This is a genomic window from Streptomyces sp. NPDC015127 (assembly GCF_043080095.1).
In the GTDB taxonomy this organism is placed as follows: Bacteria; Actinomycetota; Actinomycetes; order Streptomycetales; family Streptomycetaceae; genus Streptomyces.
Window position 1 is genome coordinate 356,767 of record NZ_JBIBVE010000007.1, and the last position, 24,959, is coordinate 381,725.

21 protein-coding genes and 1 pseudogene are annotated in these 24,959 nt (G+C 70.7%); 11 read left to right on the forward strand and 11 right to left on the reverse strand.

The features are described 5' to 3' along the window. Positions 1-67 precede the first annotated feature (67 nt). From ACF08N_RS16745 to ACF08N_RS16765, 5 genes are all read right to left on the reverse strand, one after another. A complete protein-coding gene (locus tag ACF08N_RS16745; RefSeq protein ID WP_392325346.1) occupies positions 68-700 on the reverse strand; it encodes an MBL fold metallo-hydrolase in 633 nt (210 codons plus the stop codon). Further along, on the reverse strand, positions 697-1,785 hold the full coding sequence (locus ACF08N_RS16750; RefSeq protein WP_392325347.1) for an S-(hydroxymethyl)mycothiol dehydrogenase: 1,089 nt from the start codon (positions 1,783-1,785) through the stop codon (positions 697-699). Before ACF08N_RS16750 ends, ACF08N_RS16745 begins: the two co-directional genes overlap by 4 nt. 1,061 nt (positions 1,786-2,846) lie before the next feature. Continuing rightward, entirely contained in the window at positions 2,847-4,511 is a 1,665-nt protein-coding gene (ptsP, locus tag ACF08N_RS16755; RefSeq protein ID WP_392325397.1) for a phosphoenolpyruvate--protein phosphotransferase, read from the reverse strand. Between the two features lie 29 nt (positions 4,512-4,540). After that, positions 4,541-4,819 carry an HPr family phosphocarrier protein gene (locus ACF08N_RS16760; RefSeq protein ID WP_392325348.1) on the reverse strand — a complete coding sequence of 93 codons (279 nt, stop codon included), beginning with the start codon at positions 4,817-4,819 and terminating at the stop codon, positions 4,541-4,543. A gap of 352 nt (positions 4,820-5,171) precedes the next feature. Then, positions 5,172-5,324, reverse strand: coding sequence for a hypothetical protein (locus ACF08N_RS16765; protein ID WP_392325349.1), 153 nt, complete (start codon positions 5,322-5,324; stop codon positions 5,172-5,174). 181 nt (positions 5,325-5,505) lie between these two features. Here ACF08N_RS16765 and ACF08N_RS16770 point away from each other — a divergent pair, with 181 nt between their 5' ends. The 7 genes from ACF08N_RS16770 (at position 5,506) to ACF08N_RS16800 (ending at position 15,351) form a co-directional block, all read left to right on the forward strand. Beyond that, positions 5,506-6,111: an IS607 family transposase gene (locus ACF08N_RS16770; RefSeq protein ID WP_392325350.1), complete on the forward strand. Its 606-nt coding sequence runs from the start codon at positions 5,506-5,508 to the stop codon at positions 6,109-6,111. Further along, positions 6,108-7,565, forward strand: a complete 1,458-nt coding sequence (locus tag ACF08N_RS16775; protein WP_392325351.1) for a zinc ribbon domain-containing protein — start codon at positions 6,108-6,110, stop codon at positions 7,563-7,565. Before ACF08N_RS16770 ends, ACF08N_RS16775 begins: the two co-directional genes overlap by 4 nt. A gap of 52 nt (positions 7,566-7,617) precedes the next feature. Then, entirely contained in the window at positions 7,618-9,150 is a 1,533-nt protein-coding gene (locus ACF08N_RS16780) for a hypothetical protein (protein ID WP_392325352.1), read from the forward strand. 106 nt (positions 9,151-9,256) lie between these two features. Further along, on the forward strand, positions 9,257-10,567 hold the full coding sequence (locus ACF08N_RS16785) for an AAA family ATPase (protein ID WP_392325353.1): 1,311 nt from the start codon (positions 9,257-9,259) through the stop codon (positions 10,565-10,567). Positions 10,568-10,710: 143 nt separating this feature from the next. Further along, positions 10,711-11,919, forward strand: coding sequence for a VWA-like domain-containing protein (locus ACF08N_RS16790; RefSeq protein WP_392325398.1), 1,209 nt, complete (start codon positions 10,711-10,713; stop codon positions 11,917-11,919). A gap of 193 nt (positions 11,920-12,112) precedes the next feature. Continuing rightward, positions 12,113-12,583, forward strand: a complete 471-nt coding sequence (locus ACF08N_RS16795) for a barstar family protein (protein WP_392325354.1) — start codon at positions 12,113-12,115, stop codon at positions 12,581-12,583. Positions 12,584-12,819: 236 nt separating this feature from the next. Further along, positions 12,820-15,351 carry a SpoIIE family protein phosphatase gene (locus ACF08N_RS16800; RefSeq protein WP_392325355.1) on the forward strand — a complete coding sequence of 844 codons (2,532 nt, stop codon included), beginning with the start codon at positions 12,820-12,822 and terminating at the stop codon, positions 15,349-15,351. 4 nt (positions 15,352-15,355) lie between these two features. Here ACF08N_RS16800 and ACF08N_RS16805 read toward each other — a convergent pair whose 3' ends face one another. The 3 genes from ACF08N_RS16805 to ACF08N_RS16815 all read right to left on the reverse strand — a co-directional run bounded on the left by ACF08N_RS16805 (position 15,356) and on the right by ACF08N_RS16815 (position 19,118). Beyond that, entirely contained in the window at positions 15,356-15,964 is a 609-nt protein-coding gene (locus ACF08N_RS16805) for a hypothetical protein (RefSeq protein WP_392325399.1), read from the reverse strand. An 861-nt stretch (positions 15,965-16,825) separates the two neighbouring features. Continuing rightward, positions 16,826-17,779 carry a GNAT family N-acetyltransferase gene (locus ACF08N_RS16810; RefSeq protein WP_392325356.1) on the reverse strand — a complete coding sequence of 318 codons (954 nt, stop codon included), beginning with the start codon at positions 17,777-17,779 and terminating at the stop codon, positions 16,826-16,828. Between the two features lie 817 nt (positions 17,780-18,596). Continuing rightward, entirely contained in the window at positions 18,597-19,118 is a 522-nt protein-coding gene (locus ACF08N_RS16815; protein WP_392325357.1) for an FAD-dependent oxidoreductase, read from the reverse strand. A gap of 378 nt (positions 19,119-19,496) precedes the next feature. Between ACF08N_RS16815 and ACF08N_RS16820 the strand changes: the two genes are divergently transcribed. Genes ACF08N_RS16820 through folP form a run of 3 tightly spaced genes read left to right on the forward strand, consistent with a single transcriptional unit; the run spans position 19,497 to position 21,171 of the window. Then, the gene (locus ACF08N_RS16820) at positions 19,497-19,871 is read left to right on the forward strand and encodes a bifunctional 3-phenylpropionate/cinnamic acid dioxygenase ferredoxin subunit (protein ID WP_392325400.1); all 375 of its coding nucleotides are present in this window, start codon (positions 19,497-19,499) and stop codon (positions 19,869-19,871) included. Further along, complete coding sequence (locus tag ACF08N_RS16825) at positions 19,868-20,242, forward strand: hypothetical protein (RefSeq protein ID WP_392325358.1); 375 nt, start codon at positions 19,868-19,870, stop codon at positions 20,240-20,242. The genes ACF08N_RS16820 and ACF08N_RS16825 overlap by 4 nt, the downstream gene beginning before the upstream one ends. Then, positions 20,239-21,171 carry a dihydropteroate synthase gene (gene folP / locus ACF08N_RS16830; RefSeq protein WP_392325359.1) on the forward strand — a complete coding sequence of 311 codons (933 nt, stop codon included), beginning with the start codon at positions 20,239-20,241 and terminating at the stop codon, positions 21,169-21,171. The genes ACF08N_RS16825 and folP overlap by 4 nt, the downstream gene beginning before the upstream one ends. Positions 21,172-21,243: 72 nt before the next feature. Here folP and ACF08N_RS16835 read toward each other — a convergent pair whose 3' ends face one another. From ACF08N_RS16835 to ACF08N_RS16845, 3 genes and pseudogenes are all read right to left on the reverse strand, one after another. Continuing rightward, positions 21,244-22,035 (reverse strand): IclR family transcriptional regulator, encoded by a 792-nt coding sequence (locus ACF08N_RS16835; protein WP_392325360.1) that lies wholly within the window; start codon positions 22,033-22,035, stop codon positions 21,244-21,246. Between the two features lie 461 nt (positions 22,036-22,496). Next, positions 22,497-22,977, reverse strand: a pseudogene (locus ACF08N_RS16840) (transposase); the annotation flags it as partial. A 350-nt stretch (positions 22,978-23,327) separates the two neighbouring features. Then, positions 23,328-23,660, reverse strand: coding sequence for a hypothetical protein (locus ACF08N_RS16845; RefSeq protein ID WP_392325361.1), 333 nt, complete (start codon positions 23,658-23,660; stop codon positions 23,328-23,330). Between the two features lie 427 nt (positions 23,661-24,087). Here ACF08N_RS16845 and ACF08N_RS16850 point away from each other — a divergent pair, with 427 nt between their 5' ends. Then, complete coding sequence (locus ACF08N_RS16850; protein WP_392325362.1) at positions 24,088-24,819, forward strand: CAP domain-containing protein; 732 nt, start codon at positions 24,088-24,090, stop codon at positions 24,817-24,819. The last annotated feature ends 140 nt before the right edge of the window (positions 24,820-24,959 follow it).

A 24,959-nucleotide genomic window follows, 5' to 3' on the forward strand; every position in this document is an offset into this window, starting at 1 on the left:
CACAATGAGCCGGGGCCGCGGGCGAGTTGCACGACTCGCCCACGGCCCCGGATACATGCGTCCGGCTTCAGGGACTGCCCTGGCGTCCGCCGCCCGGGCCGAGCCGCTCCCTTTCCTCTCCGATCGTGGTGTCGTCGCCGTGGCCGGTGTGCACGACCGTGTCGTCCGGCAGCGCGAACAGCCGCGCACGGATCGACTGCTTGATGAGGTCCTCGTCGCTGTACGACCGTCCCGTCGCCCCTGGACCGCCCTGGAAGAGCGTGTCGCCGGTGAAGACGCATCCGAGGTCCGGCGCGTGGAAGCAGACCGCGCCGGGCGCATGGCCCGGCGTATGGAGCACCCGCAGCGTTGTGTCGCCCACGCGGATCTCCGCTCCGTCGGACAGGTCGACGTCCCAGGTCCGGTGGGGGTGCGTCAGCGCCCACAGCGGCTTGTCGTCCGGGTGCAGCATGATCGGTGCGCCGACCCGCTCGCGCAGTGCGGGCGCGACCCGGACGTGGTCGTCGTGCGCGTGGGTGCACAGGATGGCCCTGACCTCGCGGTCGCCCACGACGGCCATGATGTCCGCGACGCTGTGCGGGGCGTCGATGACGACGCACTCGGTGTCGTCGCCGACGACCCAGATGTTGTTGTCCACGTCGAAGGTCTGGCCGTCGAGGCTGAAGGTGCCGCGGGAGACGGCGTGGCCGATCCGTGTCACGGGAACAGCACCACCGATCGCAGGACGTCGCCGTGGTGCATCCGTTCGAACGCCGCCTCGACGTCCCGCATCCCGATCTCCTCGGTGACGAAGGCGTCGAGGTCGAGGCGGCCCTGCTGGTAGAGGTCGACGAGCATCGGGAAGTCGCGCTCCGGCAGGCAGTCGCCGTACCAGCTCGACTTGAGCGAGCCGCCGCGGCCGAAGATGTCGATGAGCGGGATGTCGGGCACCTTCATGTCCGGTGTCGGCACGCCGACCAGCACCACGGTGCCCGCGAGGTCGCGGGCGTAGAACGCCTGCTTCCAGGTCTCCGGGCGGCCGACGGCGTCGATGACGACGTCGGCGCCGAAGCCGCCGGTGAGCTCCTGGATCGCCGCGACGGGGTCGGTGCCGGACGCGTCGACGGTGTGGGTCGCGCCCAGCCTCTTCGCGGCTTCGAGCTTCTTGGGGTCGATGTCGACCGCGATGATCCGGCCGGCACCTGCCAGCGCGGAGCCCGTGACGGCCGCCGTACCGACTCCGCCGCAGCCGATGACCGCGACGGACTTGCCGCGGGTGACCCCGCCGGTGTTGATGGCGGCCCCGAGGCCGGCCATCACGCCGCAGCCGAGCAGTCCGACCGCGGCGGGCCGGGCCGACGGGTCGACCTTCGTGCACTGCCCGGCCGCGACCAGGGTCTTCTCGGCGAACGCCCCGATGCCGAGCGCCGGCGTCAGCTCGGTCCCGTCCTCCAGCGTCATCTTCTGCGTGGCGTTCTTGGTAGCGAAGCAGTACTGCGCCTCGCCCCGGCGGCACGCCCGGCAGTCGCCGCAGACCGCGCGCCAGTTGAGGATCACGAAGTCCCCCGGTGCGACACCGGTGACGTCGTCGCCGACGGCCTCGACGACGCCGGCCGCCTCGTGTCCCAGCAGGAAGGGGAACTCGTCGTTGATGCCACCCTCGCGATAGTGCAGGTCGGTGTGGCAGACGCCGCACGCCTGCACCTTCACGAGTGCTTCGCCCGGGCCCGGGTCGGGCACGTTGATCGTCTCCACGGAGACCGGCTGCCCTTTGCCTCCGGCGACCACGGCCTTCACTTGCTGCATGGGGATGATTCCTTACTGCAGTTCGGAGTTACGGAGTCTAGTTCGCGCAACGTGAAGCGCGGGTGCGCCGTGCCGCCCTGCACCAGGGCCACGAGGAGCGACCCGATGGGGTGAGCGAACATTCCTCCGTGCCCGGGGCACGGTGAGGCGACGACCACGGAGTCCAGGCGGACGATGACGAAGTCCTCGTCGGCCGTCAATGGTGGAGAGGCAGCTCTGCTCGGCGACCGGCTCGGGTCCAGGCCGCTCAGCCGGCGGCTCACCCAGGACGTGACTCGTGCCGGGCGCCCTTCTTCGCGGGAGCGGGGCCTCCGGCCGCCCCCGACGGCAGGCACGCCGCGCCCAGGGACGCGGCGACGTCGACACCGCCCGGACCGTACGGTCCGCGTCGAGGTGGCCGGCGTCCGGGTGGAACATGGCAGGGCCGGTGAACAGCGTTCCTGGCGACACGGCCGCCGAGCCCAGCGGGCCGGGCAGGCCGACACCGCCGCGTAGGCTCCCACCGCCAGGCGCTGCCAACGTAGTTGCATCGGCGGCGGCGCCGTACGCCGCGGCACCAGCCCGGGCCCACCGAGGCTCCGGCGTGACGCTGCGCGCCGAGCCGTGGGCCACCCGGCACCCACTTCCCACATCGTCCACCTACGGACGCGGCGCCGATCGGCGAGCGTGCCCGGCCTCGGGCGGTGGGGGAGAGGCCCCTACGGTGGTGAGCGGCGTGCGAGGGGAGGAGAAAACCGAGGTCGACTCGCCCGCCGCCGCAGTCCGCACCGACCAGGCCGGGACCTCCGACAACACCGACGCCGCCGACCGGATTGCCATCCACCACGGCTGCGACGAGATCTACCGGGACGTACCACACCCGGCCGGGTCACCGACGTACCCAGCCAACTCACCTGCCGCAACGTGCCGCGCTCCTCGTCGAACTGCCCGACACGCCTGACCCGCCCCGAGGAGGCCCGCGCCTCCGAGGCCGGGCGTGGCTCCCGGCCGGGCGCGGGAACCGATGGTCCATCGGTCCCGCGTCCCGGTGTGGTCGGCGGAGGCTTCCCGCGCCGGCGGGCTCAGGCCGTGCCGAGCCCCGCGGAGGACGCCGCCCGTACCGCTTGACGGGCGTCCGCCGCCTCCGTTGCCGCGAGGGCGATCGCTGCGAGGCGGCGGCAGTCGTCGAGGCTGTGGGCCGCCAGGGCGGCCCGGATGTCGCCCAGGCAGCCGGGGGCGGCCGACAGGCTGGTGACGCCCAGACCGACCAGGACCAGCGCCAGCAACGGATCCGATGCCGCCTCCCCGCACACCCCAACGGGACGGCCGTGCTCGGCACCCGCCTGGGCGGTGGCGCGCACCAGGTCGAGCAGCGCGGGCTGCCACGGGTCGAGGAGATCGGCCAGGTCACCGAGCATGCGGTCGGCGGCGAACGCGTACTGGGCCAGGTCGTTGGTGCCGATGCTGAAGAAGTCGCAGCTGCGCGCGAGGGTCCCGGCCCGTAGCGCTGCCGCCGGGACCTCCACCATTGCGCCGGCCGTGCGCAGCCCGTGGGACCTCACCAGTTCGGTGAATTCAGCCGCTTCGGTCGGCAGCGACACCATGGGCGCCATCACCCACACCTCGGCCGTGCTGCCCTCGGCCGCGGCGGCGATGGCAGCCAGCTGCGTCCTCAGCAGCTGCGGATCGCGGCGTGCGGTGCGCAGTCCGCGTACGCCCAGCGCCGGGTTGGGCTCGTCCGGTGCGGTGGCGAACGGCAGTGGCTTGTCGGCTCCGGCGTCCAGCGTGCGTACGACGACACGTCGTCCGGCGAACGCCTCGAAGACCTTGCGGTAGGCGGTGGTCTGTTCGTCGACGGTGGGTGCCTGGGCGCGGTCGAGGTAGAGGAACTCGGTACGGAAGAGCCCCACCCCCTCGCTGTCGGCTGCCGCGGCCGCCGGAAGTTCGTGCAGCGCACCCAGGTTCACCAGCAGCTTCACCGCATGGCCGTCGGCCGTACGGCCCGGGCCGCTGACGAGTGCCGCGTCGCTCCGCCGGCGTTCCTCGCGTGCGGCGGCCTCAGCGACGGCGACCGGCTCCGGATCGGCCACGACCGTACCGGCGTCTCCGTCCACCAGCACCTGCCGTCCGTCCGTGAGCGCGGCGGCATCGGCGCAGCCGACGACGGCGGGCAGCCCCAGGATCTTCGCCAGGATGGCCGTGTGGCTGGTCGGCCCGCCGCGCTCGGTCACCAGGGCGAGAACCTGCGCCGGGTCCAGGAGAGCGGTGTCTGCGGGCGCGAGGTCGTCGGCGACCAGGACGTGGGGACGGCCGGGGTCGGGCAGGCCGGGCATCGGCAGGCCCAGGACCCGTGCCACGGATCGGTCGCGGAGGTCGTCGAGGTCGGCGACGCGTTCGGCGAAGTAGCCGCCGGCCGCCAGCAGCGAGGAGCGGAACGCGCCGAACGCGGCGTCCAGCGCGTGCGCCGCGTCTCTGCCGTCGTGCGCGAGCGACTCCGCCCGGTCGGCGAGGGCAGGATCGGCGGCCATCATCGCCTGTGCCGACAGGACCTCGGCCGCCTCACCGCCGACGGCTGCCGCGCGCTGCTCGAGGTCGGCCGCGACGTCGGCCAGCGCTGCGCGGGCCGCGGCGGCCTCCGCAGGGGCGTCTGCCGCGTCGACGAGGCGCGGCGTGGGCAGGGCGGGCGGGGGCGCCATGCGGGCGACCGGGCCGGCGGCGCTGCCGCCGCCGACACGGATGCCGCGCATCAGCACGGGCGCCACGGCGGTCCTTCGGGTCACGCCTGCTCCTTGGCGTCGAGGTCGGCGGCGACGAGCGCGGCCAGTTCCTCGATCGCGGCGTCGGCGCCGTCACCTTCGGCGGCCAGTACGAGCGGCTCACCGTGCTGGGCTCCGAGGGCGAGCACGGACAGCAGGCTGCGCGCGTCGACCGGGGGCTGTCCGTCACGGGCCACGGTCACCTTGACCGGCTGACGGGCCGCGGCCTGGACGAACAGGGAGGCCGGCCGGGCGTGCAGTCCGGAGCGCGAACCGATGACGACTGTGCGCTGAGGCATGGGGAGGCCCTCCTACAAGGGGTGCGGGGACGAGGTGTACGTCGGGTCAGCGGGAGGGCACGGCGCTGTGCCCCGGCGGACGGGTCCGAGCAGGAGACGGCGTCGAGCGGTACTCCGCCCGGAGCGTGCCCGCATCGCGAGGGGCATGTGGTTTTGCATCCGTTTCCATGACCGAACCTGTGGTTTTCACGGATGTTACGCCTGCCCTGGAGGGAAGTAAACAGATTCGGGCATGAAGCGGGAGGGAAACCGGTACGGAGCGCTGTCCCGGCGGACACCATCGGGCATTCAGGTGGACGACAAGCGGGCCCGCCCGGACCAGGCCGCACGACTGCCATCCGCATGACCGCGGTCAGGATGAGCCGGGCAGAACGCGCGCGACGGCCTCGGTCGCGCTCCCGCGCCCAGCCATCGGCCGGATGATCTCGGACTGGAAGTCGTCGTCGTGCGGGCCGGCGGACATCGTCCGGACGGCGAGGAAGACGAACGAAGCCGCCGACAGCATGCGGATTCCCGACGAATCCGGGTCCGCACGGCCAGTAGCGGGCGGCGACGGCGGAACCCGCCGCGGGCTCCGGGCGTTGCGTCGTGCGTCGTATGCCGAAGGAAATGGAAGGTGATCGGCGATCAAGAGGGGCTCTGACGAGTGGTCAATTTCCTTCCCAGCCCTTGCTATAGTTGCCCATATGAGCAGGAAGTATCGCATCTCCGAGTTTGCCCAGCGCATCGGACGGTCCGCGTCGACCGTCCGGCGCTGGGAGTCCGAGGGGCGTATCACGCCGAAGCGGACTCCGACCGGTCAGCGGTACTTCACCGAGGGCGACGTACGTGCTGCTCTCGGGATCGCCGCTCATGCGCACCGTGTCACGGTGGTGTACTGCCGTGTGTCTTCGCCTGGGCAGAAAGACGACCTTGCCTCGCAGGTTGCGGCGATGGAGACGTTCTGTCTGGGTGCGGGTATCGCGGTGGACGAATGGGTGCAGGAGATCGGCGGCGGGATGAACCTGCGCCGGAAGAAGTTCCTCGCTCTGATGGACCGCATCGAGGCCGGTGAGATCACCCGGCTGGTGATCGCGCACAAGGACCGGCTCGCCCGGTTCGGGTTCGACTTCATCGAGCATGTAGCCGAGCGCCATGGGTGCGAGATCGTCATCGCGAACGCCGAGTCGCTGTCTCCTCAGCAGGAGCTCGTGGACGACCTGTTGGCGATCGTGCACACCTTCTCCTGCCGCCTGTACGGCCTGCGCCGCTACGAGAAGACGCTGAAGGACGAGCTCGGTGGTGGCCGGTGAAGGTCACCCGCATCGCCTACAGCCGTGGCCTCAACGCCGGGAAGTACGCCCAGCTCGACGAGCAGGCGCGTCGTCTCGGCCGGGTGCGGGCCATGGTGTGGGCGCGGTACGGCTCCCCTGTCCGTGATGGCGTCAAGGACCGCACGATCCGCGATCAGTGGATGCAGGATGGCACCGCCGAGACCTTCGGCGTGCTCGCCAACGCGTGGAAGGAGACCGTCCGCGACGCGGTGGCCGACATCGCCGCCCACCGCGAAGCCGGGAAGGTGAAGGTCCGCAAGGCCGTCCACCGCCGCTACAAGGACGAGTCGAAACGCAAGAAGGCGTACGCCGACCTGAAGTACGGCCGGTGGCAGGACGACAGCTTCCTCGCCCGGCAGATGCGCCGGCACGTGCGTCACGGCGTCAGCCGGACGGCGAATCAGATCGTGGTCCGCTCCGACCAGTACAACGTCTGGCGGATGGCCGACGGCAATGTGTGGATCGACATCCCCGGCCTGGGGCGCAGGCAGAAGATCGCGATCCCGCTGAACACCACCGTCGCACCCACGGGAACGCTGCGACTGATCCTGCGCGGTGGCCGGCTCGAGGTGCATTACGCCATCGACGCCCCCGATCTGCGTGAAACCCGGCCCTGCGGCGCCGCGAAGGTCGGCGTGGACAAGGGCTACACCGAGGTTCTGGCCGACTCCGACGGCGACCACCACGGCACCGAACTGGGCGTCCTGCTGCGGGAAGAGTCCGACTCCCTCAAGACCAAGAACGCCCGCCGTGCCAAGATCCGCTCCGTTGCCGAGAAGGCCCGCAAGGCCGGTGACCACGCGAAAGCCGACCGCATCCAGGCCAGCAACCTCGGCACGATCAAGCGCAACCGCCGTCGCAGCCGTTTCGAGTCCCGCGTGCGCACGGTCACCTTCACCGCCGTCCACGCGGTCATCGACAAAGCCGCCCACCTGGTGGCCGAAGACCTCACCCGCAGCTTCGTCTCCCGGAAGAAGCTGGGCAAGAACACCAACCGCCGCCTCGCCGCCTGGACCAAGGGCGTCACAGCCGAGGCACTTAACAGCGTGTCAGAGCGCAGAGGTTCTACGCTGACGCTGGTCAACGCGGCTTACACCTCACAAGTCGTCCCCTGCTGCCGAATCCTCGGCAAGCGCCACGGGGACCGGCTTCACTGCACCCGGTCAGGGTGCGGGGTGGTGTGGCAGGCAGACCACGCGGGAGCGATCAACGTCCTGGAACGAGACGGAGACCCTGACATCTCCCTGCACACCCCGCACACGCGAGTGAAGCAGATCATCCAGGGACGAGCCGATCGCCACCGGACCAGACTGCCGGTCCAGGACTCCAGCACCCCGTGCGGAGAGCGAACCATCCGATCCGAGCAGCAATGCTCAACGAATAGGAAGCAGGCTGACAGATCATCATCGGGGTGGTTACGATGCCGGCGATGAAGAACTTCTCCTCGTACGGATTGGGGGAATCGTTCGTGCAAGGTGAGTGCTGATGGCACATCACCTCGCGAACAGGATTCCGACCCGCCTGTTGATGTGGCAGCGCGTGCGCGAGTACGCCGTGCCACCGTCCATGATCGAGACCGCGACCGCACGGCGTGCGGTCGGTGACTGGGCGGGGGCTTGCGCCGCCGCCCGGATCGACGTCGACTTCGATCTGCGCGCCGTGCGCGACCGCCACGGCACCGATCTCGTCACCCGCCTCCGTGCAGATCTGCGTCGGCTGGCGCCGGATCTTCTCCGCTGGCACATGCCCCGGATCGCCCCCGACGGGCGGCTCCGGCCCGGCCTCACCATCTCTCTGGCGCATTACCGGAGTTCGGGTGCTGCGCCGCTGCAGCTGGTGGTGCGGACGCCGCCGGCCTGGGCGGACGCCGGGCAGCGGATGTCCCTGGCATTGTGGGAGGGGCCCGGAAACGGCGCCCCCTCGCACCATCCGCATCCGCATCCGCATCCACACCCGCATCCCGACCGGCGTTTCCGGCTCGACCTGCACCGGCATCTCTGGGACTCCGGGCGGATCGGCGAACTGGCGCGGCGGTGCGGTGCGGGCGAGGCACCGTCCACGGCGCCCCCCGAGCGGTCCCACGCACCCGGCCGGCCAGTACTGCCGGACCCGCCAGGTCTGCCGGATCGACCCGGACGACCCGCCGACCACGATTCCCCGTGGGCGGTGGCATGTTGGGCCGCCGAGGCGGAATTGCTGTTGCGGGCAGAGGCGCGCCCTCACGGGGCCTTCACCGTGCGGCTCGGCGCGCGGAGCCGCGCCGTGCTCGAACTCGTCGCTCCCGACGACAGTCATGCCCCGACGTTCCGGCCGCTGCAGGAGGCGTCGCTGCCGCCCCAGGTTGTCGCGGCGCTTCCGGTGCTGCCGGAGGCGGCGGCCCGGGTCCTTCCGGATCTGGAGCTGCTGCGGGCCGGACTGGTCGCGGCCGAGCGGCTGCATCCGCTCGTCGCCGCAGCACTGGCGGCGTACGGCTCGGCACCCGTGGCCGGCCCCGCCTCCGAGCCCGGCGATCCGCACCGGGTGGAGTGCCGGGGCGAGGTCCACCGGATCGCGCTGCGGGACGGGGTGCTGACGGCGATCGATCACGACCCGGCCCAACTGCGCCGGGAAGAACTGCTGGTAGCGCTCGGCGGTCCGGCGCTGCCCTGCCTGCGGGCGATCGACGCGGTGCACCGAAACCCGGAGGCACTGCCCGCGGTACGTGAGCGGCTCGGCCACGGTGACGTCGCCGGGGCGCTGGCCGTGGTCGAGGCGCTGCTCGGTCCCGGTGCGGTCCTGCGCGACGGTCCGCTCCGGGAGGAACTGGAGTCGGCCACGACTCGCCGGATCGAGCACGGGCTGTTCCGCTCGGGGCTGGTCGCCGTGCACCCCGCTGCCGGTGCGCGAGGGGCCGGAAACGCCTCGGACGTGGGGCATGCGGAGGCGGGCCACCGTCCCCGGCTCGACCGCCGTATGCCTCCCGTCATGCGCCGCAAGCGGATCAGCCGGACCCGGCCCCGCACCGGCCTGGCCTGCTGACCTGCTGCCCCACCGAAGCCCGTTTCCGCACTGCGCATCCGACGCCGCACCCCACGACATCCGGGACGGGTCGTTCCGTTCCCCTACCCCACCCCAGGTGATGCCCATGACTTCCAGCACGCTCCTGCCCGCCCCCGTCACCCCGACCGCCGGCACGCACGCACCCACCCCCGCCGACGCATCCGTCACCGGCACCCACATCGCCCTCGCCGACGACCTCCTCACCCTCCTGCGGACGACCACCACCGAGCCGCGCCCCGACGAGCAGCTCGAAGCGCTCACCCTGGCCGTCGCGGCCGACCTGCCCGTACTGCTCTGGGGCGAGCCCGGCATCGGCAAGACCGCTGCCCTGACGCAGCTCGCCACCTCCCTCGACCTGCCACTGACGACCGTGATCGCCAGCGTCCACGAGCCGTCCGACTTCTCCGGGCTGCCCATCGTGGGCGACGACCCGGCGGTGCAGGGGGTGCCGATGGCGCCGCCGCAGTGGGCCGTGGAGCTCGTGCGGGCCGGGCGGGGGCTGCTCTTCCTGGACGAACTCTCCACCGCCACCCCGGCCGTCCAGGCCGCACTGCTCCGGGTCGTCCTGGAGCGGAAGGTCGGTGCGCTCCAACTGCCCCCAGGTGTACGGATCGTGGCCGCCGCCAATCCGCGCGCGTCGGCGGCGGACGGGTGGGAGCTGAGCCCGCCGCTGGCCAACCGGTTCGTGCATCTGTACTGGGTGCACGATCGGGAGGTGGTGGTGCGCGGGCTGGGCGGGGTCTGGCCCCGGGCGGAGCTGCCCCGGCTGGTGCCGGAGCGGCTCCCGGAGGCGGTGGCTTTCGCCCGGCGCGCCGTCTGCGGCTTCCTGCGAGCCCGGCCGACGCTGATCCACCGGCTGCCGAGCACCGAGACGCGGCGCGGCGGTGCCTGGCCCTCGCCCCGGAGCTGGGACGCCGCGCTGACCCTGCTGGCCTTCGGCACGGCGGCCTCCGTCTCACGGGAGGTGCTCGCGCTGCTGGTGCGGGGCGCGGTGGGGGACGGGCCGGGGCTCGAACTCCTCGCCCACCTGGACCGGATGGAGCTGCCGGACCCGGAGTCACTGCTGGCCGATCCGGCCTCCGCCGTGCTGCCCGAGCGGGGCGATCTGCGTCAGGCGGCGCTGGAGGCGGTGGTCGCCGCCGTCGGGGCTCGGCCGAAGCGGGAGCGGTGGGAGGCCGGGTGGGCCGTACTGGTCCGGGCGCTGGAGACGGGAGCCCCCGACCTGCTGGTCGCCCCGGCGACGGCGCTGGCCGCGCTGCGGCGCGACGACTGGGAGGTGCCGGAGGCGGTGGAGCGGCTGGCCGGGGTGATCGGTCTCGCCCGGCGGGCGGACCGCTCGGTGGGGCGCGTCGCGGCGGCGGCGGACGCCCGGCGGGCGACGGGGGCGCGCCGATGACGGGGGCCGCGAAGCGTCCGGGGCCGCGCCCGCTTCCGCGCCCGATGTCCCCGCCCGCGCCGCCGCGCCCCGTGCGGGCCACCGTGCCGAAGTCGCCGGCCGGCTCCGACGGGCGGGCCGACCGGCCCGGACTCCCGCTGGACATGGAGAAGTTGATGGCCGCCCGGCTGCACGCGGTGAAGGTCCGGCCCTACCTGGCCGGCGCGCTCTTCGCGCTGCACGTCGTGGAGGACCGGTCGGTGCCGACGATGGCGGTGGACGCACACTGGCGCTGCTACGTCTCGCCCGGCTTCGTGGCGCGCACCCCGGTGGAGGAGCTGGCGGGCGTCTGGGTGCACGAGGTCTCCCATCTGATCCGGGACCACCATGGGCGGGGCGAGCGGTATGCGCGGGAGCACGAGGAGTACGGGCCGGGCGAGAGGCTGCGGCGGAACATCGCCGCCGACTTCGAGATCAACGACGACATCTACGGGGACGGTCTGCCCCTGCCCACCGGGGCTGTGCGGCCGTCGCTGCTGCGGCTGCCCGACGGGCTGCTGATGGAGGAGTACCTGCGTACGGCGTCGATGTCCGGGATCGCCGCGGACCTGGCCTGGCTGGACTGTGGCAGTGGCGCCGACGGGCAGGACCGGCCGTGGGAGCTGGGGCCCGACGGGGCACACGGGCTGACCAGGCAGCAGCAGGACGCGGTCCGCTTCCGGGTCGCGGAGGGAATCAAGGGCCAACCGGGCGACGCGCCGGAAGGGTGGCGCCGATGGGCGGACGAGGCATTCCATCCACCCCAGCCATGGCGGCAGTTGCTGGGCGCGGCGGTCCGCTCGGCGGCGGGCGCGCCGGGGGTGGGCGAGGACCACAGCTACCGGCGTCCGTCCCGGCGCTCGGCCGGTGTCCCCGGTGTGCTGCTGCCGAGCCTTCGCCGCAAGCCGCCCCGGGTCTGCGTCGTGATCGACACCTCCGGGTCGGTGAGCGACGCCGAGCTGGGCAGCGCGCTGCTGGAGGTGGCGGCGATCTCACGGGCGGTGGGCGGGCGGCGCGACCTGGTCTCCGTGATCTCCTGCGACGCGGCGGCCGGCGTCGCCGTCCCGCTCTGCCGCGCCGAGAGCATCGAACTGCTCGGCGGCGGGGGAACGGATCTGCGCTCCGGTTTCACCCGGGCGCTCCGCTCCCGGCCACGCCCGGACGTGATCGTCGCCCTGACGGACGGCCAGACACCGTGGCCCTCCGCGCAGCCGCCCTGCCGCACCGTCGTCGGCCTGTTCCCTCGCCACGCCCGCGCCCTGAACGAGGAGAACCCCGACTACGTCCCGGACGACACCGCACCGCCGTGGGCGCGGGTCGTCACCATCGGCTGAGAAAGCGCAGTGGCGCGCGGCACCCGGTCTGCAGGGACTTGCCATGGAGCCCGTCCCTGGAAGACTGTGCCCTCGCTGGGCAATCGAAGAGACAGCAAGTCAGCGAGACGCCCGAGATCGTTCGCGGGGCAAACCTTGGACTCTGCAGCTCTGCGCTGCCGGCTGTCGACGGCGTGGACCACGGGAGGGAGGGATGGCGTTGCACACCGTGCCCTGGCTGCACGTAATTCCGGAGCAAGGCGCCCTGCCTGTCGATCTACTGCTTCCCTTGAGCGGCAGGACGTACGTAGCGCGTCTCGACGGCCGCAGGATGCCCGACACGGATGCTGTCTTCCAGCAGTTCTACGACCGGCTCGGGCTGCCTGACTATTTCGGGTGGAATTGGGATGCCCTCTCCGACTGTCTGCGCGATCTGAAGTGGCTTTCTGCCGACCAATACGTATTGATCGTCGAGGCTGCGGATGAGGTGCTGTCGCGCGATGCCGCCGGACGGCGGCTCCTCCTCACGACCCTGCTGCGGGCAGGTCAGCGCTGGTCCTTCACACAACGCGCCGAAGGCATCGAACTCAGCAGGCTCGTGGTTGTCATGTCTTGCGATGCAACCACCCTCCCGGCCCTTCGGGAACAGCTGCGATCATGCCTGGAGGGGACGTCTTCGCCATAGCGTCGGCCATGTCCCGCCCGACCCGGCGGGCGGGACATGGCCGTTCAAAATCGACGGGGCCTTCCAGCAGCGCCGTGAGTTGCCGGATTCGCGGTGCGCTGGACCGTCCCCGGCGATCCGCACGGAGCGATCGGGGGTGGCCCGCTTCTGCTGGTCGCCGGCCTGCGATCGCCACTCGGATCGTCACGCTGGGTTGCCGCCGAGCTGACCTGTGCTGCACTGCGCACACTGGAAGCATGCACAGGATGGCGGTCGGCGAGACGGCGGAGCGTGAGGATCTGCTCGCTGCAGCCGTCGTCGAAGCCGTCGAAAGAACCGGCGCCTACGCAGGGAGTGTCTTTCTGCGCTCCCGCGACCGCCGTTCGATCGTGCTCGCCGCGACGTGCGGCGTGCCACCCTCCCTGCTCGGTGGCTGGCGGCTCATTTCGGTGAGCAGTCCCATCCCGGTCGCCACGGCGTACAGGACCGGGCGCACGGTCCATCTGGCCAACGCAGAGGAGACGATGCGCCGGCATCCCCAGCTCGCGGTGGCCGTGCCGTACGCGTTCGGCTCCTGCTCCGTGCCCGTGGGCGCAGGCGGAGAGACCTTCGGATCGCTGGCGACCGTCTGGGCGGCATCCCCAGGCAGCGAGGGGCTGTCCAAGGCCCAGCGCCGCCACCTGCGCAGTGTCGCGAACCGGCTCGGTGACTCCCTGGCCGCACTCCGCGACCGTACCGGCGATCCTGTGGAATGCGAGCAGGGAACGGCCCCCGTCGAGATCCCGACTCCCTCGGGAGCTGCCGTACGGGTCGGCTTGTTCCAGTGGGACCTCGTCACCGGCATCTTCACCGTGGACGACGAGCTGTGTGCGATCTTCGGTCTCGACCCTCGTGCTTTCGACGGACGGGCCGAAACGCTTACTTCGTGCCTTCACCCCGGCGATCTTGCTGCTTTCCGAGCCTGGGCCCGAGAAGCCAAGGACGGCCGGACCACCAGCAGGCGCCTACGGTTGCGAGATCACCAGTACGGGAGCGAGGGGTACCGCACGGTCGAGTTGTGGGGCCGCGTGCCGGACGCCGACGACACGCGGGCAGGCACCCCCCTGGTCGGCGCGGTCGTCGATGCCCGGGCCGGACACACGGCCCTGGCAGCGGTCGAACGGCTGCGGGAGGGAGTGTTCTCCCTCGCTCCGGGCGGACGTGTCACCTACGCCAACCACAGTGCCCTGCGACTGCTGGGCGCGTCCGGCGACGAGTTGCTGGGCCAGTTCCTCTGGGATGTGCTGCCGTGGCTCTCCGATCCCGACGTCGAGCACCGGCACCGGTTCGCGATGATCTCGCAGGAGCCGTCCTCCTTCCTCGCCTGCCGTCCGCCCGACCGATGGCTGTCCTTCTCGCTCCATCCGGAGGCGGACGGAGTGACCGGCCGGATCGTGCCCGTCCGTCGGCCACCCCCGGAATCGACGCGTCCCGCCTCCTCGGCAGCCGCAGCACCCGCCACCGCGCCGGCGCGCCTGGGCGTCATGTACCACGTCCTGCAGCTGGGGAGCGCACTGACAGAGGCCGTCACGGCCCGTGAAGTCTGTGAGGTCGTCTCCGACCAGCTCCTCCCGGCCTTCGGAGGCCAGCAACTGGCGATCTATGTGGTCCGCGACGGAACGATGCACCGGCTCTTTCACACCGGCCACCACGAGGACTTCCTGGACTGGCTGGAGGGCGTACCGCTGCACGCCCGCCTGCCCGGCACGGAGACCCTGACGTCCGGCGCTCCGCTCTTCATCGAGTCACAGAAGGAACTTTCCCGGGGCTACCCGGGCATCCCCATGGGCCAGGTGAGCTCGTGGGCGTATCTGCCGCTGATCGCCTCCAGCCGCCCTGTCGGCACCTGCGTCCTCGGTTTCGACGAGATCCATCAGTTCACGGAGAGGGACCGCGGTGTCCTGACCGCACTCGCCGGGCTGATCGCCCAGGCTCTGGAACGAGCGCGGCTCTACGACTCGGAGTTCGCTCTCGCGCGCGGCCTGCAGCAGGCGCTCCTGCCGCACCGGCTGCCGGTAGTCCCGGGCATCCGCAGCGTCGTGCGCTATCTGCCCGGCACCAGGGGAATGGACATCGGAGGCGACTGGTACGACGTCATCCCCACCGACAGCGGGGTCTGTCTCGTGATCGGGGACGTGGAAGGACACAGCATCGCCGCCGCTGCCACCATGGCCCAGTTGCGCAGTGCGGTGCGGGCCTTCGCGGCCGTAGGGCTCATGCCCGGCGAGGTGATGACAGGCGTCAATCGAACCCTCATCGACCTCGGCACCGGGCTGCTGGCCAGCTGCTGCTGCATACACCTCGACCCCCAAGGCCACCACGCCTACGCAGTGACCGCCGGCCACCCCCCACCCTTGCTCCGCCGCCCCGATGGGACGACCGATGTTCTCGACCTCGAGGTCGGCCCCATGCTCGGTGTCGAGCGCGCGAGCGCCTATCCCGGAACCCGAATCACCCTGCCGCCCGGATCCGTCCTCGCCCTCTACACCGACGGACTGGTCGAGGAACCCGGAACGGATATCGACGTGGGGATCGACCGCCTGCGAGCATCCCTGGCCCACGCCCGTGCGGACTCGCTGGACGAACTCGCCGACCGGCTTCTGCACAACGCGCGCGGCTCCTCGTACCGAGCCGACGACATCGCTCTACTGCTCACCGAGTTCCGGTCACCGCGCCCTGGAGGACACCGGGCAGACCTCGGGGTGGACGGTCACGACGACGCCGCAGCAGGCCGCCGAGCGGCACGGTGAAGCGCTACGGCGCAGAAGCCGGCCCGGCCCCGGGGGGCGTTGCCCAGCGCGATGGCCGGGACCGGTGACCGCAGCTGCCGGCCACAGGCCGGCCGTGGAATTCTTCGTCGAAGTGTCCGGATCGGTGTCCGTCGATCGCCACCAGGGTGCCGATGGAGAAAGAGCGCAAGGAGGTCTGGCGATGAAGTACCTGATGTTCGTCTGCACGGACACCCAGCCCGACACGGACACCGGCGACTGGCCCGACATCGATACGTGGGTGGAGGAGAACGACGCCGCGGGCCGGCGCCTGCAGGGCATGGCAGTGGTGCCCGAGACGGCGGCGACGACGGTACGGGTACGGAACAAGGAACTGCTGGTCTCGGACGGTCCGTTCGGCGAGACCAAGGAGATCATCGTGGGATTCGATCTGCTGGAGTGCGCGGACCTGGACGAGGCGAACGCCGTCGAGCGCGACGCCCTCGCGGGCGAGGACGAAGACGAGGGCGAGGAACGCGGAGCGGGCGTTGCCGTCGTCGAAGGGGTGGAAGAAGCACACGTCCAGGTAGGCGCGTGCGGCGCCGGCGCTCAGGGGAGCGGCGCGCCGTGCTCCTTGGCGCTCTCGGCCAGGCAGGCGTCGAGGTCGGCCCGGATGTCCGGGGCGATGCCGTAGCGCTCGCGGCCGCCCTTGGCGAAGGCGGGCAGGGGTGCGGAACGCGGGCGGTTGCGGTGTGTCCCGGACGTGTTGCTGCCATGCTGGAGCAGCGTGAAGTTCAGCCGGGTGCCGCGTGCCGCGCTGCGGAAACGTGTCCTGCTGTCGTGCTGATGTCGAGACTCGTCGGTCGACGGTGGAGGCTCTCTGACACCGCTGTGCTCAACAGTCGGATGTCGTATTCGGTCCAGCAGTCGGAGATCTCGATGCCGACCTCTCTATTGCAGCGGCCACACAGCAAGTTCGGTCCGTTGAGCCCGTCCAGTCTGCAGCACCCGTAACGTCGAGACGGGTCCGTATGGGGCCGCAGCAGTACGCCGTCCAGCGGGTTGATCACCCAGGTGGCAGTCGAACCAGCGGGACCGTATGGATCCGGGTCATCGGAGAAGGACCCCACCCGCACTGTCGATGGGCCGTAGGTGTAGTGCTCCCTGCCCCTCACGGGCGGCAGGGGCTTCCACTCACATTGCTCCAGCGGGTTCGACAAGGGAGCACTGCACGACCGACATCTGAAAACGATCAGCACCCTCGATACTTCTCCCGTTCGAAGCCCATCCAACTGCTGCCATCCAACACCCAAGCCTGGCGAGAGACCATAGCCAGCTCCACGCGTAAGTCACGCACTGGTGCGAACCGAAGCTGCCGCACACAACTTGAGCCAGAACCCGAGAAGTGACGGCAATGCGTGTCACCGAGACGGGACGCGTCGGACGACACCCGCCTGCGGCAGAACGTCGCCCGAGCCGACGTGGCCCGACCAGCGACCACCCGAACGACCAGTCCTCAGCCCGCTGTCGTGGCTTTGATGAGCGGCGCGTCCCGTGTGAACTCCCGGAACCCGACGCTGTAGTACAGCCCGCGCGCCTCGGGATGCCCCGGCGCACCCAGGCAGGCGACCGTCACATGAGTGGCCCCGGCCGCCCGCGCCAGATGCATCCCGTGCAGAAGCATCGCCCTTCCCAGCCCCAGACGCCGGTAGTCCGGATGCGTCCCGACCGGTTCGAACTCAGCGGTCCTGTTCGCTTCGTCGAGCCACATGATCGTCGAGGATGCCATCGTTCCGTCCGGCGCCTCCACCAGGAGGTGCAAGTCGCCGCGATACGCCGCCGTCTGCCGGACGCCCTGGTAGCTCTCGGCCGTGTACGTCGAGGGAGCCCAGGCGTCCACATGGGCCTGGACCGCGGCCTTCGGTCCGGCCTCGTCAGCAGTGCGGAACCGGAATCCGTCCGGCAGTACCGGCTGTTCCACGACGGTGAGGTCCCGCTCGTTGAGCTGGGTCCAGGACCCGGCGTCGCCGAGCGAGGCAGGGTCGGTCTCATAGCCGTGCGCCGTCCATCGTTTCAGGGCGAACTCGTCGGAGGCGCTCGGCATCACCGTACGCTCGATGTGCCCCGCCGTACCGTCGTACCAGTCGATCACCTCGTCAACCAGCCCGGCGTGGTCGGGATGGACCTGATACGCCAGATAGGCGCCGGTGACATCCTTCACCGACCCGTCGCTCCGCCTCACCTGGTGCGGAAGATGGGCCCAGCTCCACGCCACCAGATCCGCGCCGGAGAACCACAGCCGCCGCCGCCAGCTTGCGCCGTCGCTGGCGTGCCCCTTGCCCCAGTTCCAGGCCAGCTCGCCGAACGACGCGTCGCTGTTCACGAGTTCCGGGCGAATGGCGGTGACACGCTGCGCCAGCCCCTGCATGAGCTGCACGTCCGCGTGGGTCACAAGCTCGACGTTCGTCACAGTGCGCCACTGTGTCAGGACTCCGGACAGCCGTCGAACCGTTTTCCGGGGCCGCCGACCGTGGCAGTCAACAGCACTACGAGCGCAGCGCATCGTCGTGGCGGCGGAACCGACGGCAGGTCGGGCAGCCATGTCCTTCGTACGCCGGAAGGCCGTGTACCGGGCGGGGATTTGAAAATGAGGGGTGTTGGATTCAGGCGGTGGATGCGGTCGGGTCCCTTTGGGACGATGTGTCGACGCTTGGAGGAAGGGGCAGGTAGTGGCGGACATGGTTTCGCCGACCACACGCCGCACACGGCAACTTCCGCGCCTGGGCCCAGCTGACGGCCACACCCGCACCGCCCTGACCTGCGCCCGGCGCCTGCACGCTGGGCTACGCTTGGTTGCGTGATCTGGCCGTACATCGTCGGCGCCACCACGCTGACCACCGTTGCCGTTGTGGCCGTATTGGTCTGCTCGGAGTTCTGTCGTGCGGTCCGTGAAAGGGCACGTACGCGCTCTGGCACCACCAGCGAGCGGTAGCCGCCCCAGGGTTGTGGATCGCCGCATGTGTGTGCCGAGCCGGCCCTCGGCGCTGCGTTCGCGGTGGCCGTCACCGTCGTGGGCATCCTGGACAGGATCGCCGCCGGCGGAGATGTCGCCTGGACGGAGATGAGCAGGGGACCGTCCGTCGACGTGCGACTCACCGGCGAGCGTGACTGCCTCCTAGTCCCGGCGTCCCGGTTCGGGGAAGCGGTGCGGTGCTGTGGCCCCGCGGCTCGCTCGGGTGGCGTGGATCGCTGTGACGGAACGATCGCGGTGCGCCCGATGCGCGTGGTCACCGGACCTCTCGGGGGCGCAGGTCAGTCCTCGGTTGTTGTCTCCGTTCGATCCTGGGGGTGCTCCTGGTACTTCGTGTGGGACCGGTGGCTGCTGTGTAGCCGTCGAGGGGGCGGCGGCGGCGTGCGTAGCGGCCCGTTCTTGCGGTGCAGATCGCGTCATGCGCTGTGAGCAGCGTGACTGTCGCACCGGCAGCATGTAGGGAGCGGGCCCCCTTGGTCCTCATCGCCCCTTGGGAATGAAGCGGGTGCAGTGATGCGGCGCGGCCGGCACGATCCGGAGGCCGCCGACTGCCGGGACAGCCGGCACTCGAGCGCCGAAGGTGAGGTGCCAGGCAGGCGTTCAGCTGGACGGCCTGCGGGATTCGGGGCCTGTCCCAGTGGAAGACGTCCCGGTTCAGGTCCTTTCCGGCCTGCCGCGCGTCCTGCTCGAACAACGTGACCGTGTGGCCCCGCCGACCAAGCATGAGCGCCGTCCCCAGCCCGCTGATACCCCCACCGATCACCGCAACCCGCGCCACCGAGCTCCCCTTTGCGTCGTGGTGCGGAAGGAGCCTACTGGTTGGCGATCTCCGTTCGAGACCCGACGCCGTCCGTCGCGGTGCGCGGGCGGGGCACGGCAGCGGCCGGTGCCAGGTCGAGCCGCTGGCCCATGTCCACGCGGAGGGTGCCGTACGGATTGACGTCGGACCTTGAACCTCGGACCAGAACAGGGCGGCCAGGCCGCGCCGACCTCGCCCGAAAGTGGGTCGTTCGGCGGTGGTGAACCCCTGTCGGCTGGTTGTGTGCGGGCGGATTTCCCGGGTGTCCGGGGACTTCTTGACATGAGGGTGGGCCGACCCCAGACTGACGTTGCGCTTTGCGCATTCAGTTTCGTATTACGCGCCGAGGTGGTCGTGATGATTCCTGTGTGCCGTCTCGCCGATCTGCCGCCTGGCGAGGCTTTCCGGCTCGAGTCGGATCCGCCTGTCGCGGTGTTCCATACCGAGGACGGCGAGGTCTACGCGATCGACGACACGTGCACCCACCAGGACGCCTCGCTCGCCGACGGCTGGCTGGAGGGGTGTGAGGTCGAGTGCCCGTTGCATGCCTCGAAGTTCGATCTGCGCACCGGGGGTGTGGATGCGCCTCCGGCCCGGCTCCCCGTGCGCACCCACCGTGTTGTGGTCGAGGACGGCATGATCTGCGTCGAGTTGTCCGACGCCCCGCCCAACCTTCCGCCGACCTGCGCTGTGGCACGGCTCGGCGGCGCGCGTGTGGGAGGCGTTGCGTGAAGAGTGTGGCGGTGGCCGGTGCCTCGCCGGCGGGGCTGTGGGCCGCCCGTGCGCTGCGCGCGCAGGGCTACGACGGGCGGCTCGTCGTCGGTGAGGAGACCCACCGCCTACGACCGGCCCTCGTTGTCGGAGGAGTTCCTCGCCGGTCGGGTGAGGGAGTGCGATGTGTGCGCATCCAGTTCGCCGGTTACGCGGCCGGGGCCGACAGTGTGAGTATCGAGGAGGGGGCCGCGGACGAGGGCAGCCTCCTCGCTCTCTACCGGAGGGCGGGCCGACCGGTCGCCGTCCGCGGTACGAACCGGACCCGCCCGTCCATGCGCCCGGGCCGCCGCCTGGCCACGGCCGCGGCACGGAAGGCCGGATCCCCGTGAGCGCCACCACCCACGCCGACGCCACCGCCGTCGTCCCGGCCGGCCCGGGAGTGCCGCAGCTCCACCCGCAGGGGCTTCCGCGGCCCGGCCGGACGCTGGTGATGGGCGTGGTGAACGTGACGCCGGACTCGTTCTCCGACGGCGGGCAGTCGTTCGCCCCGAAGGCGGCCGTGGCGCACGGGTGCGCGCTGCTGGAGCAGGGAGCCGACATCGTGGACGTGGGCGGCGAGTCGACCCGCCCCGGCGCGGTACGTCCGCCTCTCGAGGAGGAACTGCGGCGTGTCCTGCCGGTCGTGAGGGAACTGGCCGCGGCAGGAGGGCTCGTCAGCGTCGACACCATGCGGGCCGAGGTCGCCGCCCGTGCTCTGGAGGCGGGTGCACGGCTGGTCAACGACGTCTCCGGCGGGCTTGCCGACCCGGCGATGCTGCCGCTGATGGCGCGGGCCGACACGCCGTACGTGGCGATGCACTGGCGCGGACACGCCGCACGTATGCAGGCGAACGCAGCCTATGGCCACGTCGTCACCGACGTGGTCGACGAGCTGCGCCTGCGTATCGAGGCCGCGCTGCGGGCGGGGATCAGGCCCGGCCGTCTGATCGTCGACCCCGGACTCGGCTTCGCCAAGGAGCCCGAGCACAACTGGGAGTTGCTGGCCCGTCTGGGGGAGGTCGGCGCGCTGGGTCATCCCGTCCTGGTGGGCGCGTCACGCAAGTCGTTCCTGGGGCGTCTGCTGGCTGACCCGGTGACCGGGCAACCGCGCCCGGCGCGGATGCGGGATGCCGCGACCGCGGCTGTGTCGGTTCTGGCTGCGGTGCAGGGTGTGTGGTGTGTGCGGGTGCATGATGTGGTCTCGGCGCTGGATGCGGTGCGGGTGACTGCCCGTTGGGGCGCGGAAACAGCGGCCCCGGCGCAGGCGTTTTTGGGCTGACGGCCCGCTCCCCGGCCCCAACGACCGCAACGGAACCGCTGGCTGCCTTGTTCTTGTGGGTTGTTGGTGGGTTCAGCCGAGGTGGCCCATGCGGTGGCTGATTTCTTGGGCGCCTTTGAGGAGTGTGGGGGCGATTTCGTGGAGGCGGTGTTCGGTGAAGCGGTAGGCGGGTCCGGATGCGCTGAGGGCGGCGATGACGTCGCCGTCGCGGTTGTGGATAGGGGCGGCTATGGCGTGGAGTCCGAGTTCGAATTCTTCGAGGGTGATGGCGTAGCCGCGTGTCCGTGCTTGGGAGAGGTTTTTTTCGAGTGCGGTTTTGGTGGTGATGGTGTGGGGGGTGAGTTTTTGCATGGCGGAGGCGGCGAGGGCTGTGGTGCGTTGTTTCGGGGGGAGGTGGGCGAGGAGGATTTTGCCGCTGGAGGTGGCGTGGAGGGGGGTGAGTTGTCCGACCCAGTTGTGTGAGGCGACGGCGCCGGGTCCGCGGACCTGGTAGAGGTTGACGGCGTAGTGTTCTTGGAGGAGGGCGATGTTGACGGTTTCGCCGATTTCTTCGGCGAGGCGTTCGCAGACGGGCCGGCCTTGCTGGGTGATGTCGAGGCGGCCGGTGACGGCGCCGGCGAGGCGGACGATGCCGAAGCCGAGCCGGTATCTGCCCCGTTCGCCGGCCTGTTCGACCAGGCCGCGTGCTTCCAGGGCCACGAGGAGGCGGAACGCGGTCGACTTGTGGACGTCGATCTCGGCGGCGACTTCGCTGACGCCGGCCTCGCCGCGCTGGGCGAGGATCTCCATGACGCTGATGGCACGGTCGACGGACTGCACCCCGTTCACCGCGGGACCTGCCGGTTCGCCGGTGTAGTTGCTCATGGCGCAACTATACGCACGAGTAGGTGGGGCTCCGGGGGTGGAAATGGGGCGGTGGTGAACGGTCGTTTGCAGTGATACCGGCCCGTCCGGGGCCGGCGTACCGGTGCATACCGGTGCATCACGGGCCCGTGGGCGGGCCCGGTGTCCTGTCGTATTCCCTCGTGGGGGCGGGTGTGGGCGGATGGGCGCGACGTGCTGGTCACGGAGGGTGAGCGGGGCGGTGGGCGGTGCGGGTGACCGGTGTGCGCCGAGAGGTGCGGTCGCGGCCGGTGAGAAAGGACACGGTGCCCGACCCTGCCACCGGCACGGCCCCGCCACCGGAACGGCCCCCCGGGTCACGGCCCCGCCGCCGGCACGGCCCGGCGTTGCGGGCCGCCTTGTTGCCTGGTCTCGGCCCCGGCCGCGGACGGCCGCGCCGTCGGCTAGTGCTGTGACCGGGAAGGTTTGCCGGGTTGGGGCCGTCAGGCTGCGGTCGGTGGCGTTCTGCGGCCCCAGCGGACACCTCGTTCGCTGCGGATGCGTGCTTGTTCGCGTCGTTGGGCGGCGAGGACGTCGGGGTGGCGGGCGTTGTTGTTCCGCCGGCGCAGGTAGGCGTGCAGGGTCCGGGTCTGGACGGTGTGGTTCGGATGTTGAGTTGGCCAGGGTGATCTGTCGCAGAGGGCCGAAGTGGGCCTCGATCGGGTTGGCACAGGACGCGTAGGTGGGTGTGAAGCACAGCTCGACCTTGTTCTTTGCCGCCCACCTGCGGATTCTCCAGTTCGGATGGGCGGAGAGGTTGTCGAGGATCACGTAGATCGGGGTGCCGTCGGGCCTGGCGGCGCGGATCGATCGCAGGGCGGCCCAAGTGTGGCCGATGCCCTTGCGGCGCCGGTTGATCCCCCAGAGCTGGTCGTGTCCGACCGAATAGCAGCCGTGGAAGTAGGTGATGCCGTGGGTGCGGCGGTCAGCGGTCGCCAGAGGACGGCGAACCAAGATCAGCACCTGGGTGACGCTGGAAACGGATGGCCACGTCGCCGTGCTCATCGTCTGGAGCAGCGGTGAAGCGGAACTTGAGTGCTGGGACGTGGCAACAGGTCGGTTCGTCGGCAGCGTCGTGATCTCCGCACCTTCGAGGAGCTTCTCGACGCCATCGAGACCATCGGCGAGTGGATCCAGACGACGGGCGGTGATGGCCTTCACCTCCGCGACGTCCTCAGAGCCGCTGTCGGAGTGCGCGTGGGCGAGGGCATGGCCGACGAGTTGGGCCAGGGCCGGCCCGGCATGCGGGCCGGTGACGGGCTCGTCGGGGGTGTTCATCGTGGGTCCTCGGGGTCGTCTGCGCCCGGCTGTCGGGCGTGGTGGCGGCGGACAAATTCGGTGAGTTGGGCTCGGCGCTGCTGTTCGCGGGCCGCGATGGGGGAGGGGTCGAGTCCGGCTTCGGCGGCGGCGTCGATCCGAGCGACCTCGCCCCGCAGCATGGTGATCTGGCTGTCCGTGCGGCTGATGTTCGCGCACGCCGGATGGCAACGGGAGTGGTCCGGGGTGCTCCGGCCGCCGTCGTGCGCCCGGCCGCGGTCTGGGTCGCACAGCGTCCACGCCCACACCGTCACGCCGTGCCGGTCCGCCAGGCGATGGCCGCGCCGCACGGTCGGACGCGAAACGGAACGGATGGTTCCGTGACATCCGTCACAGCCGTTTCCGCACACCATGTACGCCGATAGTAGATGGCCCCTTGGCGACATAAGGATATTTGTCCATCTCGCTACGGACATACCCCGCACGGCACTCGGTGGCCCTCTGTCCTCTCGGCGCTTGTGCCCGCCTTCGAGTGCGGGGAGCTTTTTGACGGTCAGTCAAGCGGATTGCAGCATTCCGCATGTGTGCCAGCACGCCCGTAATCCCATGGCAAGGGTGCTTCAGCGCTACTACCCAAGCTAGTAGAAGAGCGCGTTGCCCTTCGCGTGCGGCGGTCCTAAGAATGGCTGCCCGCAAAGGCGTCTCCGCAGGTCACACACAGATTAGGCCGGGCCAACCGCTCTCGGTGGCGCTCCGCGATGACGAGTGAGGTCACAGATGAGCAAGCACCGCAAGAAGACGCACTACCGGAAGACAGCCATCGCGGCCGTCGCCCTGGCGGCCGTGGGTGTGCCCTCTGTCGCCGTGGCCTGTATGGACCCGCAGTGGGGCCAGGACGACCGCTCCTACAGCCACTGGAAGAATGCACATTCCGACCAGGCGTGGCAGGGGGACGAGTCCGACCGCCGATGGGACCGGGTCGAGTGGGACGGGGACAAGTGGGACCGGAAGCCGCGCGAGTCGCAGGCCCCCACCACGACACCGAGCACCCCCAAGCCCACTGCGACGAAGCCGGCGGCGCCCAAGCCCACCGCGACGAAGCCAGCCGCGCCGTCCACTGCGCCACCGGCGTCCGGCGATGTCGCCCGCGTCGTGCAACTCGTCAACAGTGAGCGCAGCAAGGCCGGATGCTCCCCGGTGACCCTGAACGCCAAGCTGAGCAAGGCCGCCCAGGATCACAGCGAGGACATGGCGGCCCACCGGAACATGTCCCACACGGGTTCCGACGGGTCGGAAGCGGGCGACCGGATCACGCGCGCCGGTTACAACTGGAGCACATACGGCGAGAACGTCGCCTACGGTTACGAGACCCCCGAGAGCGTCATGGCGGGCTGGATGTCCAGCCCCGGCCACAAGGAGAACATCCTCAACTGCGAGTTCAAGGAGATCGGCGTCGGCCTCGCGCAGCCCGACGATTACTGGACGCAGGACTTCGGCACGGCCCGATAGGCGGGGCTTCGAAGCCGTAGCGACAGCGGAGGCCCCTGCCGTGATCAGACGGCGGGGCCTCGTCGCCTGTACGGGCGGCCCACAGCCGGTCCGGGCTTCCCCGCTACCGTCGGCTGTTCCGGCGGACGGTACGGGCCTCG

Bases quoted from the DNA above. Each gene is read 5' to 3' on its own strand.
- ACF08N_RS16750 (WP_392325347.1), bottom strand. From the start codon at position 1,785: ATGCAGCAAGTGAAGGCCGTGGTCGCCGGAGGCAAAGGGCAGCCGGTC.
- ACF08N_RS16780 (WP_392325352.1), top strand. From the start codon at position 7,618: ATGGCACATCACCTCGCGAACAGGATTCCGACCCGCCTGTTGATGTGG.
- ACF08N_RS16770 (WP_392325350.1), top strand. From the start codon at position 5,506: ATGAGCAGGAAGTATCGCATCTCCGAGTTTGCCCAGCGCATCGGACGG.
- ACF08N_RS16790 (WP_392325398.1), top strand. From the start codon at position 10,711: ATGGAGAAGTTGATGGCCGCCCGGCTGCACGCGGTGAAGGTCCGGCCC.
- ACF08N_RS16835 (WP_392325360.1), bottom strand. From the start codon at position 22,035: ATGAGCAACTACACCGGCGAACCGGCAGGTCCCGCGGTGAACGGGGTG.
- ACF08N_RS16820 (WP_392325400.1), top strand. From the start codon at position 19,497: ATGATTCCTGTGTGCCGTCTCGCCGATCTGCCGCCTGGCGAGGCTTTC.
- ACF08N_RS16785 (WP_392325353.1), top strand. From the start codon at position 9,257: ATGACTTCCAGCACGCTCCTGCCCGCCCCCGTCACCCCGACCGCCGGC.
- ptsP (WP_392325397.1), bottom strand. From the start codon at position 4,511: ATGCGCGGCATCCGTGTCGGCGGCGGCAGCGCCGCCGGCCCGGTCGCC.
- ACF08N_RS16800 (WP_392325355.1), top strand. From the start codon at position 12,820: ATGCACAGGATGGCGGTCGGCGAGACGGCGGAGCGTGAGGATCTGCTC.
- ACF08N_RS16795 (WP_392325354.1), top strand. From the start codon at position 12,113: ATGGCGTTGCACACCGTGCCCTGGCTGCACGTAATTCCGGAGCAAGGC.
- ACF08N_RS16850 (WP_392325362.1), top strand. From the start codon at position 24,088: ATGAGCAAGCACCGCAAGAAGACGCACTACCGGAAGACAGCCATCGCG.
- ACF08N_RS16760 (WP_392325348.1), bottom strand. From the start codon at position 4,819: ATGCCTCAGCGCACAGTCGTCATCGGTTCGCGCTCCGGACTGCACGCC.
- ACF08N_RS16765 (WP_392325349.1), bottom strand. From the start codon at position 5,324: ATGCTGTCGGCGGCTTCGTTCGTCTTCCTCGCCGTCCGGACGATGTCC.